At 65.6% G+C, this 13703-nt stretch carries 12 protein-coding genes; 9 read left to right on the top strand and 3 right to left on the bottom strand.

Annotated features, from left to right (window positions below; all coding sequences use genetic code 11):
- The first annotated feature begins 120 nt into the window (after nucleotides 1–120).
- On the top strand, nucleotides 121–1482 hold the full coding sequence (locus ACWDTP_RS12100) for an IS21/IS408/IS1162 family transposase (RefSeq protein ID WP_450019867.1): 1362 nt from the start codon (nucleotides 121–123) through the stop codon (nucleotides 1480–1482).
- Entirely contained in the window at nucleotides 1479–2327 is an 849-nt protein-coding gene (gene istB / locus ACWDTP_RS12095; RefSeq protein WP_450019865.1) for an IS21-like element helper ATPase IstB, read from the top strand. Before ACWDTP_RS12100 ends, istB begins: the two co-directional genes overlap by 4 nt.
- Before the next feature lie 87 nt (nucleotides 2328–2414).
- Here the strand turns inward: istB and ACWDTP_RS12090 are convergent, their stop codons facing one another.
- The gene (locus tag ACWDTP_RS12090; protein WP_450019863.1) at nucleotides 2415–2975 is read right to left on the bottom strand and encodes a TetR/AcrR family transcriptional regulator; all 561 of its coding nucleotides are present in this window, start codon (nucleotides 2973–2975) and stop codon (nucleotides 2415–2417) included.
- Nucleotides 2976–3477: 502 nt separating this feature from the next.
- On the opposite strand from ACWDTP_RS12090, the gene ACWDTP_RS12085 reads away from it, so the two are divergent.
- On the top strand, nucleotides 3478–4290 hold the full coding sequence (locus ACWDTP_RS12085) for an SDR family NAD(P)-dependent oxidoreductase (RefSeq protein WP_450019861.1): 813 nt from the start codon (nucleotides 3478–3480) through the stop codon (nucleotides 4288–4290).
- A 61-nt stretch (nucleotides 4291–4351) separates the two neighbouring features.
- On the opposite strand, the gene ACWDTP_RS12080 is transcribed toward ACWDTP_RS12085, so the two are convergent.
- Nucleotides 4352–4813 (bottom strand): cupin domain-containing protein, encoded by a 462-nt coding sequence (locus tag ACWDTP_RS12080; protein ID WP_450019859.1) that lies wholly within the window; start codon nucleotides 4811–4813, stop codon nucleotides 4352–4354.
- Between the two features lie 304 nt (nucleotides 4814–5117).
- Here ACWDTP_RS12080 and ACWDTP_RS12075 point away from each other — a divergent pair, with 304 nt between their 5' ends.
- Nucleotides 5118–5702 carry a TetR/AcrR family transcriptional regulator gene (locus ACWDTP_RS12075; protein WP_450019857.1) on the top strand — a complete coding sequence of 195 codons (585 nt, stop codon included), beginning with the start codon at nucleotides 5118–5120 and terminating at the stop codon, nucleotides 5700–5702.
- A 48-nt stretch (nucleotides 5703–5750) separates the two neighbouring features.
- On the opposite strand, the gene ACWDTP_RS12070 is transcribed toward ACWDTP_RS12075, so the two are convergent.
- The gene (locus ACWDTP_RS12070) at nucleotides 5751–7715 is read right to left on the bottom strand and encodes an AMP-binding protein (protein WP_450019855.1); all 1965 of its coding nucleotides are present in this window, start codon (nucleotides 7713–7715) and stop codon (nucleotides 5751–5753) included.
- 479 nt (nucleotides 7716–8194) lie between these two features.
- Here ACWDTP_RS12070 and ACWDTP_RS12065 point away from each other — a divergent pair, with 479 nt between their 5' ends.
- From ACWDTP_RS12065 to ACWDTP_RS12045, 5 genes are all read left to right on the top strand, one after another.
- Entirely contained in the window at nucleotides 8195–8965 is a 771-nt protein-coding gene (locus ACWDTP_RS12065) for an MlaE family ABC transporter permease (RefSeq protein WP_450019853.1), read from the top strand.
- Nucleotides 8962–9816, top strand: coding sequence for an ABC transporter permease (locus ACWDTP_RS12060; protein ID WP_450019851.1), 855 nt, complete (start codon nucleotides 8962–8964; stop codon nucleotides 9814–9816). The genes ACWDTP_RS12065 and ACWDTP_RS12060 overlap by 4 nt, the downstream gene beginning before the upstream one ends.
- 3 nt (nucleotides 9817–9819) lie before the next feature.
- Nucleotides 9820–11271: an MCE family protein gene (locus tag ACWDTP_RS12055; protein ID WP_450019849.1), complete on the top strand. Its 1452-nt coding sequence runs from the start codon at nucleotides 9820–9822 to the stop codon at nucleotides 11269–11271.
- A gap of 37 nt (nucleotides 11272–11308) precedes the next feature.
- Complete coding sequence (locus ACWDTP_RS12050) at nucleotides 11309–12337, top strand: MCE family protein (protein ID WP_450019847.1); 1029 nt, start codon at nucleotides 11309–11311, stop codon at nucleotides 12335–12337.
- Nucleotides 12334–13703: MCE family protein (locus tag ACWDTP_RS12045; RefSeq protein ID WP_450019845.1), on the top strand; the 1370-nt coding region annotated here is incomplete at its 3' end. The genes ACWDTP_RS12050 and ACWDTP_RS12045, both read left to right, overlap by 4 nt.

Raw genomic sequence — 13703 nt, 5'->3', positions numbered from 1 at the left:
TTCCCCACTGACGCTCATCGAAAATCCCCACCCGTGTGGCTCCGCCGAGAAGGGCGGGCCTCCTTCGATGCTGCTGGTGTCTGACGCCAGTAGCTCCAGTCGAAGGAGGCCCGCTTTCTCATGCTCACATGGGAGGACGACATGGAAGTACACGCCCTACGAAAACGCGGTTGGACGATCTCTGCGATCGCCCGCCACACCGGCTTCGACCGCAAAACGGTCCGCAAGTATCTGGCCGGCGACGCCGAGCCCGGGGTGCGGGCCCGGCCCGGCCCTGATCCGTTCGACCCGTTCGTCGACTACGTCACCGCGAGGTTGGCCGAGGACCCGCATCTGTGGGCCCGCACCCTCTACGACGAACTCGAAGACTTGGGTTTCGGACTGTCGTATCAGAGCCTGACCCGCAACATCCGCACCCGTAGTTTGCGCCCGGACTGCCAAGCCTGCCGGACCGCCACCGACCGGCCCAACGCAATCATCGCGCATCCACCGGGTGAGGAAACCCAATGGGACTGGCTGGAATTGCCTGATCCACCCGAATCCTGGGATTGGGGCAAGAAAGCCTTCCTGCTGGTCGGCTCGCTCGCCCATTCCGGCAAGTGGCGGGCGGTGCTCTCACCGTCGATGGATCAACCGCACCTGGTTGCCGCCATCGATCGGATCGTGCGTGGTCTGGGCGGGCTGACCCGGGTGTGGCGGTTCGACCGGATGGCCACGGTCTGCGATCCCGGCTCGGGCCGGGTGACGGCCTCGTTCGCCGGGGTCGCCAAGCACTACGGGGTCTCGGTGGCGATCTGCCCGCCGCGGCGTGGGAACCGCAAAGGTGTCGTGGAAAAAGTCAACCACACTGCCGCGCAACGCTGGTGGCGCACCCTGGCCGACGACATGACCGTCGAGGCGGCCCAAGCCAGCGTGGACCGCTTCGCCAACGTTCGTGGTGACACCCGGATCCGGGCCACCGCCGACGGACGGTCTTCGGTGGCCGTGGTCGCCAAGGCCGAACCCCTGTCGCCGGTGCCGGCGACGCCGTATCCGGTGATCGTGTCCGAGTCCCGGACCGCCTCGAGGCAGGCGTTGGTGTCCTACCGCGGCAACCGGTACTCGGTGCCACCGGAGCTGGCTGCCGCGCAGGTCACGGTGAGCCACCCCGTCGGTGGTGAGTTCTGCGATATCGCCACCACGAGCGGGATCGTGATCGCGCGGCACCGGATGGCCGCTGACGGGTTGGGGGTGATGGTCCGCGACAGCGGCCACGTGATTGCCCTGGACACCGCGGCAATGGCCACCGCGGCCACCGGCCGCCCACACCGCCGCAAGGAACGCATCCCACCCGGGCCGGCCGCCAAAACCGCTGCCGCACAACTCGTTCAACTCCGCGATACCGACGCTGGTATCGCCGAATCAGCAATGCCACCAACCGATTCCACTGTCATCGACATGTCCGTCTACGAGCGGGCCGCCCAATTAAGGACCCTGCAATGACCCCCACCGCCCGCACCCCGAAGACCACCACCGACACGCAGACACCCTCGGCTGCGGCGAGCCGCTATCAGCAGCTGCGTTCGCATCTGGCCGAGCTCAAACTCAGCGCTGCCGCCGAAGCGCTGCCGTCGGTGTTGGATCAGGCGACCGCCGAGGGGCTGTCACTGACAGTGGCCCTGGAACGACTGCTGGCCGTCGAGGTCGATGCCTCCACCGCCCGCCGACTGGCTGGCCGGTTACGGTTCGCCAGCCTGCCCACCCCCGCGACGCTGGCCGACTTCGATGTCGATGCCGCCGCCGGTGTCGACCGCGCTCTGATCGACGAACTAGGCACCTGCCGCTATCTGGAGTCAGCGACCAACGTTCTGCTCATCGGGCGGCCCGGGACAGGAAAGACGCACTTGTCAGTCGGCTTAGCACGCGCGGCAGCCCATGCCGGGTATCGCACCTACTTCACCACCGCCGCCGATCTAGCGGCCCGCTGTCACCGTGCGGCCATCGAGGGACGCTGGGCCACCACCATGCGGTTCTACGCCGGACCGACACTGCTGGTGATTGACGAACTGGGCTACCTGCCACTGCCCGCAGGAGCCGCCTCGGCATTGTTCCAGGTTGTGTCCCAACGCTATCTAAAGACCAGCATCGTCATCACCACCAACCGCGGGGTGGGCGCCTGGGGCGAAATCCTCGGCGACACCACCGTCGCCGCCGCCATGCTCGACCGCCTCCTACACCGGTCAGTGGTCATCAACCTCGACGGCGAGTCCTACCGCCTACGCGACCACCACGCCGCCGCCGACACCCTCCGACGAGCCGCCACAGGAACCCGCCAACCACTACACTGACCGACGCTCACAGGTGAGGAATTTCAACGAGCACCCCTGGGGATTTTCGACGAGCGCGATCACCCCACGAGGCTCTCGTTCACCGCATCACCGCGGTCGCAAGCCGTCCAAGGCGATCCGGGTGACTGATTCGGCGAGGCTCGCGTCGTACATCTGCGACGCCTGACACCCGATCATGAGAGCCTTGACCTCGTCGGCCGAGACGTCGCGTCTCGCGGTGCCCGCACGCTGTGCCGCATGCAGGAGTCTGCGGAGGAGGTTCCGGAATTCCTTCTCTGCGTCGGGCACCGACTTGTCGAAGTCGAAGCCGGAGCCCGCGAGAGTTTCGACGAGGCCGCGATCCGCGCCCCAATCGAGAACCATCGATCGGATGAACACGAACAGCGCGTCCTCGGGCCCCTCGGTCTTCAGAAATGCGCGTCCCGACTCGACGATGCTGCGCATCCGTTCGACGAGGACCGCCTGAACGAGCAGGTCTTTGGTCGGGAAATGGCGGTAGACGGTACCGGCGCCGACGCCCGCCCGGCGGGCGATCTCATCGATCGCGATCATCAGTCCGTCGGTGGCGAACGCCTGGTATGCGACCTCCAGGACGCGTGCGCGATTGCGGACGGCATCAGCTCTCAATGGTCGCGCAGGTGAGCTCACCCGTCCACCTTCGCACACCGGCGACTCGACCGTGCGCACACTCCGGAGTCCTTTGCGAACCGCCCCCCGCGGTGTGCCCTATCGGGCTACGGCGAGGCCACGATGCATCGACGCGGCTACTGTCCCGAGTAGCACAACGCGGAACGTACGCCATCGTCCGCGGCGCAGCGGTTGCTCCGGCGGTGTCGCCCTCCGGTCCGTCACGCACTCGCCGACGACGCTTCAGCCGAGGATCGTCGAGCGGGTGAAGGCTGGCGAATGGCGTTGCCTCAGGGACGACTCGGACGCCGAACTGTTGACCGACGAGAGTGGTCATGGAATCGTGTAGTGAACTCGTGTTAACGTGCCGGGTCTGGTTCTGCGGGCTCGACGTACGGTATTCGAGCCGACCAGTGCAGCACTCGGGTTTCGGGACGTGGCATCCGCCATCGCTCAATGCGCATGGCCGAGAGTCGGTTCCACGCGGGAGCCGGCGACCGGAAAAGCGGTGAAAGGTAGCGGGATGACGACGCTTGAGGGCAAGGTGGCCATCGTGACGGGGGCCGGAGGGCGACTGGGTCGAGCCAGCGTGTCCGCGATGGCGCGGGCGGGCGCATCGGTGCTTGCGGTGGATGTCGATGCGGCCGGCGCCGAAGCTGCGGCGGCAGGGTCGTCGGGCGACGTTCGTCCCCACACCGCGGACATCAGCGAGGAGAGCGACGTCGTCGAGATGATCGACAGGGCGACTGCGGAGTTTGGTGGAGTCGACATCCTCTTCAACAACGCCGGGCTGGTCGGCCTGGAACACGGGACGGGCCTGCTCGACATCGACGTGGAGGTGTGGGATCGCATACTGGCCGTCAACCTGCGCGGAACGATGCTGGGCTGCAAACACGTCGTCCCCCGATTGCTCGCCAGAGGCGGCGGCACGATCATCAACATGTCGTCGGACAGCGCGGTTCTGGGGGACGTTGCGAACTTCGCCTACGCCGCTTCGAAATCCGGGGTCAACATCTTGACGCGCTATGTGGCGGCGAGCTTCGGTAAGCAGAACGTCCGCTGTAACGCCATCTCTCCCGGCGTTCATCTCTCCGATGCCGACCGACCCACCGCCGAGTCGAGTGGTTTCTACCGAAGTGAGCTCTACGCCCTGATCGAGGACAACTGCCTGCTTCCCCGGCTGGGCAGACCGGAGGATGTAGCGAATCTCGCCGTGTTCCTCAGTTCCCCTGATGCCGAGTACATTACGGGCCAGATCGTTCACGTCGACGGTGGACTGCTCGCCCACGTGCCCCACCTCGCCGAGGCCAGGCGCTTGGGCGGCAGCGCCTACTGATCGAACGGGGCGGCGTTGCGAGCCGTTCGGTGCCCGTCAACGCCGCCCCTCGACGTCGCGACTACGCGAGGAACTCCGCGGCGACGGCAACGGATTCGGGATCACTGAAATCCACCTTCAACGTGTTGTCGCCGGCGTCGAACGTCAACCGGTGGATGCCACCGGTGGTCGCCAGTTCGAGAGTCGTACAACCTTGAGGGCCGACGTTGTGCGGGCCGTAGAACTGGTTGGCCCCCGAAGCCCATATGTCACCGGGGCCGAGCCACTGCCCGTCCACTTCAACCGCACCGCGGACGACGAGTTCGAGGCGAGCGCCGTCGTGCGAATGCCGCGGTAGCACGTAGTCGGGTGGATACTCCACCACCACCGCCGCCGGACTGCCTTCGTCAGAGGGGTCTCCGAGGACGTGCATGGTCGTTCGGAGTCCCTGTTGCTCTCCCGCAGCGGCCAGCGGACCCGCCCACTGAGCCTCGGGCGGGGTGATTCCCCAATAGTCGTCCGCGGCTATACGCCAGATCTGCATCGATCCGCCCTTCTCCTGGCTGAGTCACATACAGTGAATCATTGTTAAGGTCAGATCCATACTAACTTACGCAGGCATTTAACGAATATATCGGGGAATGAGGACGCATGTATGCCATCGTTCACCGATTGGAATCCGATTCGTGCGGGCCATCCGCCCCACGATCGTCGAGACAGGCCGCGCCGAACCGCCCACGAACGCGCTGCCGTCGCGGAGAGAACGAACCTGTCACGACGACACGCGCGGCTCATCGATCCCGCGCCTGCAGAACGCTTTTCGGAGCTGACGGAAGGTGGGTCGGAAGGTGAGATGGATCGACGAGGCGATAGATCCGCGGCTCCCGAGACGGCTGCAGATCCTCGGAGTCGCGGGCAGGATGTTCGCAGCGCGCGGATTCGCCGGAACGGGCGTTGACGAGATCGGTGAAGCGGCCGGGATCACCGGCCCGGCCCTGTACCGTCACTTCGCCAACAAGCAGGCGATACTCGACGCCCTCGTCGTCGAGGGCATGCAGCGTCTGCTGCGATCGGCACAGGCCGTCGCTCGGCCGGAATCCGACGCCGGCGAGTGGCTCGATGCGCTCATCGACGTGCGTCTCGACTTCGCCTTCGGTCCGGATCGTTACTCGTTCATCATGCACCGCAACGAGTACGACAACATCTCCCCGGAAGCGATGCGCGAGGTCGCCGCGCTCGAGGACGTCTACCTGTCTGATTGGTTGAGGGTGATCGCCGCATTGCGTCCGGGCGTTGCGACCGGCGTGATCCGCCGAGCCATGCACGCCGTCCACGTCTTCATCGGATACGTCGCACTCGAGGACGGCATCGACCCGATCGACGACGTGCGCGCCCACATCGCCGTCATGGCACGTGCGGCGATCTTCGCCTGACGCCTGACGCCTGACGCCTGACGCCTGACGCGGATGCCGGATCCGGCGTCAGTGAGACCCGCGCTTCAACGCCGCTCGGCCGGCCATCCGGACAGCCTGCTCCACATGGGGATTCGCGAGTCCCGAGATGTCTCCCGCATCGGTATCGGAGAGCCATGACCGTAATACCCTGCGGTGCACTTTGTTGGATCGAGTGACCGGGAGTTCGGCCATGACGACGACGGCCTCGGGGCGCATGGGCTTGCCCATGGACCGCTCGACGGCCTGCGAAACCGAGGAGGCGACGTCCCCCGCATCATCCACGCCGTCACAGAGGGTGATCGCGATGACCGGTACCAGCCCTTTGCGATCGTGGGGCAATCCCACGGCGCCGGCGAGCGCCACTCCGGGCACGTCGAGCGCGAGTGCCTCCAGTTCGGACGGTCCGACCCGCTTTCCGGCGACCTTGATGACGTCGTCCGAACGACCGGGCACCTCCCAGCTGCCGTCGTGATGACGGATCGCCTGATCGCCCTGCTGCCAACGGTTCCCGTACTTGGACCAGTAGGCGTCAACGTATCGCTGCGGCTCGCGCCACAGGCCGTTGGTCATCGAAGGCCAGCTTCGATTCAGGACCAGTTCTCCGACTCGACCCGTCACGGGCTGCCCCTCGTCGTCGACGACGTCGACCGCCATCCCCGGCACCGGTCCCGCGAACCTGCCCTCGAGGGTCTCGACGATCGGACAGCCCGCGAGTATGCCGCCCCCGATCTCCGTGCCGCCGGACCAGTTGATGATCGCGGCCTTTCCGCGACCGACGTGGCGGTGCACCCAGCGCCAGGCGGGCGTCGTCCACGGTTCACCGCTCGACGGGAGGACGCGAAGCGAATCGAGCGCGTACTTCGAGACCCACTCGTCTCCGGCCATCGCCAGGACCCTCGCGGTGGTCGGCGCGATGCCCAGATGCGTGATGCCGTGTCGTTCGACGATCTGCCACAGGCGATCCGGCTCGGGATAGTCCATGACGCCCTCGAACAACACCAGGGTGGCGCCGAGAGTCAACGTCGCGACCACGGTGAGCGGGCCGACGAGCCAACCCATGTCGCTGGGCCAGCACAGGCGATCGCCGGGGCCCAGGTCCATCGTGAAGGCGACGTCGATCGCCGCACCGTACGGCATCCCGCCGTGCGTGTGCAGAACCCCCTTCGGGCTTCCGCTGGAGCCGGAGGTGAAGGCTAGACACCACGGAAGGCCGGCGTCGAACGCTTCGGGGGGACCGTCTTCTCCGTGACTCACGAGGTCGGACCACGGCGTGGCTCCCGCCGGCGTGGCGCCGGCGTCGAGGCGGGGGACGACGACGACGCGGCAGTCGGCGGGGGACCGTCGTGCCGCCTCCACCGCGGTCTCGGCCATGCGAACAACGCCGCCGCGGCGGTAGAAGCCGTCGGCTGTGATGACCACCTTCGCGCCGGCGAGTTCGATCCGTTCGGCGAGTGCCTCCACACCGTAGCCGCTGAAGGCCGGTGCGATGATCGCCCCGATTCGGGCGGTTGCCAGAATCGCGACGACCGCCTCCGGAATCATCGGCAGGTGCAACGTGACGACGTCGCCCCCGGCGACTCCCATCTCCCGCAGGCCCTTGGCCGCACGGGCCACACTGATGTCGAGTTCGGCGGCGCTGATGGTGCGCACTTCGCCGTCGTCGCCCTCCCAGACGACCGCCGTCGCGGTCGGGTCCAGTAGTCGGAAGGCGAGCCACGCGACGTTGGTGCCACCGTCGGGGAACCACCGCGAGAACGCCTGGCCGCGTGAATCGTCCACCACACTGGACCATTCGCGCATCCAGCTCAGTCCGAGGAACTCCATGGCGGCGGGATAGAACCACTCCGGTGACGCTGCGGCGCGGTCGATCAGCTCGGAGTACGAATCGAGACCGGCTGACGCCATGAACCTGCTCACCCGATAGTCGCCGACCGTCGCTGGATCGGGACGCCAACGATCGTGCAGGAAGAACGGAGACAGCTGATCGGCCATGAGCATCTCACCTCGGTAACTCGCTGACGTAAACGACGGTTAACGTTAGCATCGACGAACGGAGCCGCCGGAGGGATCGCGATTATCGCCGTCCGGATGAGCTTCCACGGCTAGTGGGCGAGTGATTAACGATGCCTTACTCCATGCCCTCCGGATGAGCGCGATGCGCGGCAGCGACCACACGAGGTTGCGCGGCTCTCTTCGCCAGCGCACCACCCAAGTTTCGGGGTTCGTCACGGTGGAACTGAAGATAAGCACTGCTATGCAATGGATTAACGACGTCATATGAGATATCACCGCGGGTCGACACTCTCACCCGAGATTCGCCAGAACCGACTCGTCGCATCATCGACGCTTGACACCGAGTTGCGGACCGTGGCACGTTGTGACGCAGCTTACTGATAACGATGGTTCACTGAGGTGCGGGCAGCCGCGCAGGACAGGCCCGACAGCCTGTTCTCGGATAGTTGGGGAATGGGATGCTCACGATCAGTAGTGTCGCCGGCAAGCCGGCGCGCAACGTCGGTGCCTTCTTCGCCCTGTGCCTCGACGCGCTGTTGCAGACGTTCCGACCACCGTGGGCCTGGCGGGAGTTCCTCGCTCAGTCCTGGTTCGTCGCGCGAGTCTCGTTGGCGCCCACCGTTCTACTGGCGATCCCCTTCACCGTCCTGATCAACTTCACACTGAACATTCTGCTCATCGAGATCGGCGCCGCCGACCTGTCCGGTACCGGGGCGGCCGTCGCCGCGGTGACGCAACTCGGTCCACTGGTGACGGTCCTCGTCATATCCGGAGCCGGGGCAACGGCGATGTGCGCGGACCTCGGCGCCCGAACCATTCGTGAGGAGATCGACGCGATGAAGGTGCTGGGGATCGACCCCGTCCAGGCTCTGGTCGTTCCCCGCATCTTTGCCGCCACCCTGGTCTCGCTGTTGATCTCGCCGGTGGTCACCATGGTGGGCCTCGTCGGCGGCTTCTTCTTCTCCGTATATCTGCAGAACGTGACACCGGGCGCCTACGTCGCCGGACTGACTCTCCTCGTCGGCGTACCCGAAGTGCTCGTCGGTCTGGTGAAGGCGGCGATCTTCGGCATGGCCGCCGGATTGATCGCCTGTTACAAGGGGCTCTCCGTAGGCGGCGGCCCGCAGGGCGTCGGCAACGCCGTGAACGAGACCGTGGTCTTCACGTTCCTGGCGCTCTTCATGATCAACGTGGTCGCGACCGCCGTCGGTGTTCAGGCCACCCGATGACGCAGACCCGGCCCAGCACCCTGCACCCGACACTCCGGCGAGCGGCGACCGGCGCCTCGTCCACGTGGAAGCGAATTGGCTTCCAGATGTGGTTCTACGTGCAGACCATTCGAGGGGTACCTCACGCGATCACCCGCCACCGTGGTGAGGTGATTCGCCAAGTCGCGCAAATGGGTTTGGGCGTAGGTGCACTGGCGCTCATCGGAGGCACGGTCGTCGTTGTCGGGTTCCTCACGCTCTCGACCGGATCCCTGATCGCGGTCCAGGTCTTTCCGCAGTTGCAGGACATTGGAATCGATGCGCTCACCGGATTCGCATCGGCGTTCTTCAATGTGCGGCTCGTCGGCCCGATCATCGCAGGCGTCGGACTCGCCGCCACCATCGGCGCCGGGGCGACCGCCCAGATGGGGGCGATGCGGATCAGCGAGGAGATCGACGCCCTCGAGGTGATGGGCATCCGCGCCATCGCCTATCTCGCATCCACCCGTCTGATCGCGGGCATTTTCGTCGTGATCCCCCTCTACTGCGTTGCGGTCCTCATGGCCTTCATCGCCACCAGGAGCGGAACGACGATGATCTACGGCCAGTCGGCGGGGGCGTACGACCACTACTTCAATACGTTCCTCAATCCGACCGACATGATCTGGTCCTTCCTCCAGGCCGTGGTCACCGGAATCGTGGTGATGCTCGTTCACACCTACTACGGGTTCACCGCCTTCGGCGGGCCCGGCGGCGTCGGTGACGCCGTGGGGCGAGCTGTGCGGACATCGCTGATCGCGGCGGTCACGGTGACGCTCTTCGTATCCCTGGCCATCTACGGCCAGTCCGGCAACTTCCACCTCTCCGGGTAGGTCATGGAAACAATTCGCAGAGATGGAGAGGGCATTCCGCTGGCGTGGTGGACTGTCATTCTCCTGGCACTGATCGCGCTCGTGGTGTACGTGACGCTGGCGCTGTTCGGCGGCGTTTACCGCTCGTACGCATCAGTGACGCTGACATCCGATCGTGCCGGACTTGTCATGGAATCCGGGGGCAAGGTCAAGATGCGCGGGGTCGAGGTCGGCCGTGTGGAGGCTGTGGAGAGCCGCAACGACTCTGCGAACCTGAAGCTCCAGATCAACAGCAGCGAACTGAAATTCATCCCCGCCAACGTCGCCGCGCAGATCAAGGCCACCACAGCGTTCGGCGCGAAGTACGTCGAACTGATCCCGCCGGAGCAACCGACCTCTGCGCGGCTGAAGTCCGGTGCGGTACTGGTGTCGGAGAACGTCTCCACGGAGGTCAACACCGTCTTCCAGAACCTCACCGACCTGCTGAAGGTGATCGATCCGGCCAAACTGAACTCCATCCTCTCTGCCTTCGCCGAAGGACTGCGCGGACAGGGCAACGCTATAGGGACGGCGATGACGGACGCCAATCAGGTTCTGCACGAACTCAACCCGAGAGCGGACGTGTTTCGGCAGGATTGGCGATCCTTGAAGGGGTTCAGCGACACCTATTTCGGTGCCGCGGACGACCTCGTGAAGGTCCTGGACGCCGCGAGTACGACGAGCGAAACCCTCACGTCGAACGCCGAAGCGCTCGATCAGCTTCTGCTCAGCACCATCGGCCTGTCCGATGCCGGTGTCAACGCCGTCGGCCCCGCGAAGGACGACCTCGTCACCGGGATCAACGCGCTGGAGCCCACGACCAGCCTGCTCCTCAAGTACAACCCGATCTACACGTGCACGCTCACCGGCGCGAAACTCCTTCTGGACACCGGCTTCTACGACATGACCGGGAGCAACGGCCGGACGTTGACCACAGACAGCGCGGTGCTCATGGGCAACGACATGTACAAGTACCCGGAGAACCTGCCCATCGTCGGAGCCAAGGGCGGTCCCGGCGGGCAGCCCGGTTGCGGATCGCTGCCGGACGTATCGAAGAACTTCCCCCTTCGCTACCTCGTAGCGAACACTGGATGGGGCACGGGCCTCGACATGCGACCCAACCCCGGCATCGGAAGTCCCTGTTACGTCGACTATCTGCCGGCCACGCGTGGTGTCCCCGAATCCATCAGCCTGCGACAGTGCCTCCCTGGGCCCGCACCGGGACCGACTCCCTACCCCGGCGCCCCACCCTACGGAGCACAGCTGTACGCACGCGACGGCACACCGCTCTACCCGGGGCTTCCGCCCGCGCCGCCACCGGGCCGGCCACGCGACGGGGGCCCGACGCCGGGAGCCGAACCGTACGTGGTGCCGCACCCCATGGAACAGCAACCGACTCCCGTTCAACCGCCACCACCAGCACCGGCGTCGCCGTAATGGGAGGACCGCCGAACCACCTCAGGAGGAGTGAGACATGAGAGCAAGACTGGCATCCGCAGTCTGGCGACTGTCGGCATTCGTCCTAGTATGCAGTCTTTTCCTCTTCGCGCTGATAGCTATCTTCGGACGACTCAGATTCACCGACGAAGTGCCGTATCGCGCACTCTTCACCAACGCCAGCAGCCTCGAACCAGGGCAGTTCGTTCGCATCGCGGGCGTCGAGGTCGGAAAGGTGCGCAGCGTCGAAGTCCAGTCCGACGCCACGGTTCTGGTCGAATTCGGCGTGGAATCGTCGGTGGTTCTGACGCAGGGCAGTCGCGCCGTCATCCGGTACGCCGACCTGGTCGGCGGTCGCTACCTGTCGTTGGAGGAAGGCGCCGGAAGCACGCGGACACTGCATCCCGACGATACGATCGCGTTGTCGAACACCTCGCCGGCGCTGGATCTCGATGCTCTCATCGGCGGCTTCAGACCACTGTTCCGCGCGCTCGACCCGGATCAGACCAACGCGCTGACGGGTCAGTTGATCAAGGCGTTCGAAGGCCAGTCCGACTCCATCCGGTCCTTCTTCACACACACTGCGGCACTGACGAATTCGTTGGCCGACCGAGACCGGCTCATCGGCGAGGTGGTCGTCAATCTGAACACGGTTCTCGGCTCGCTCGGAGATCAGGAGACGGAGTTCGCGAAGGGGGTCGAGTCGCTGTCGGCGCTCGTCGCCACCCTCGCCGACCGCAAGAAGGACATCGCGAACGCCATCGCCCACATCGATGCGGCTGCCGGATCGGTGAGTGATCTCCTCGCCCAGGTGCGAACACCACTGTCGAAGGTGGTGCACGAGACCGATCGAACATCGGGAATCGTCGTCGCGGATCACGACTACCTCGACGAGCTGCTCAAGACGCTTCCGGACACCTACAAGACCCTGGGCCGACAGGGGTTGTACGGCAACTTCTTCAGCTTCTACCTGTGCGACGTCCTCTTGAAGATCAACGGCAAGGGCGGCCAGCCCGTCTACATCAAGGTCGCGAGTCAGGACACCGGAAGGTGCGCCCCGAGATGAAATCGTTCGCCGAGCGCGACCCCCTCATCATCTGCGCCGTCGGCGTGGCACTGTCGCTGGCCATCGTCATCGGCGCCCTCAACTACCAGTCGCTGCCATTCTTCAACAGGAGTGACGACTATTCGGCGTACTTCGCCGACGCGAGCGGTCTCGTACCCGGTTCGCCCGTGGAGGTTTCGGGCACCAAGGCCGGTCAAGTGGAGTCGGTCTCCCTCGACGGGCCGCGGGTGCTGGTCGATTTCACCGTCGCGGACCGCATACAGCTGGGAGATCGCACCGAAGTCGCGATCAAGACCAGAACGCTTCTGGGCTCGAAGATCCTCGAAGTGACCCCACGCGGCGGCGGAACGGTGTCCAGTCCCATCCCGATCGAACGCACCACCTCCGGCTACCAGCTGCCCGACGCACTGGGCGACCTCACAACCGCCATCAGCGGACTCGACACCGGTCAGCTGTCCGACTCGCTCGCGACGCTCTCGACGACGTTCAAGGACACCCCGCCGGAGTTGTCGGCCGCCGTCGACGCAGTCGGTCGATTCTCGACCACCATCAATCGACGCGACGAACAGTTGCGACACCTCCTCGCCGATGCCAACAAGGTCACCGGAGTGCTGGCCGAGCGAGCCGATCAGGTGGTCGGTCTGATCAGGAACGGAAGCCAGCTGTTGGGCGAACTGCGCAGTCAGAGTGCCGCGCTCGACGAGATCTCGCAGAACATCACCACTCTGGCGACCCAGGTCAAGGGCTTCATCGCGGACAACCGCGACACCCTCAAGCCGGCACTGGAGAAACTGAACGGAGCCCTTGCGATCATCGACAACCGCAAAACCGAAGTACAGGAGGCACTGAAGAGGCTGAACGGATTCGCGCTCGCTCTCGGCGAGACGGTCGCCGGAGGCCCGTACTTCCAAGCCTACATCGGCAACCTCCTGCCGGGACAATTCGTCCAGCCGTTCATCGACGCCGCGTTCTCCGACCTCGGAGTCGATCCGAACACGTTGCCGCCGACCCGCATCGCCGACCCCCCCGTGGGACAGCCCGGCACCCCGCCACTGCCCATGCCCTACCCGCGTACGGGCCAAGCGGGAGATCCCCGCCTCACACTGCCCGACGCGATCAGTGGAAACGCCGCCGACCAACCGTGTGGTCCCGAGAGTGTGCCGCTACCCGGCCCCGGCTGCTATCCCGCTCGTGAATCGCAGCCGGCGCCACCGCCCGGGGGAGCGCCCCCCGGCCCGCCCGCCGAGGCTCCACCGGATCTCGGATCAACACCTCAACCCACGCCGTCGCCGGTGCTTCACCCCGCGCCGGCCGAACCCGCCCCGCCCGTAGCCAGCCCGCCGATTGCCGATGCGCGGCCGAATGA

Source organism: Mycobacterium sp. NPDC003449 (assembly GCF_053588415.1).
This window is presented reverse-complemented; position numbering and strand designations above follow the sequence as displayed.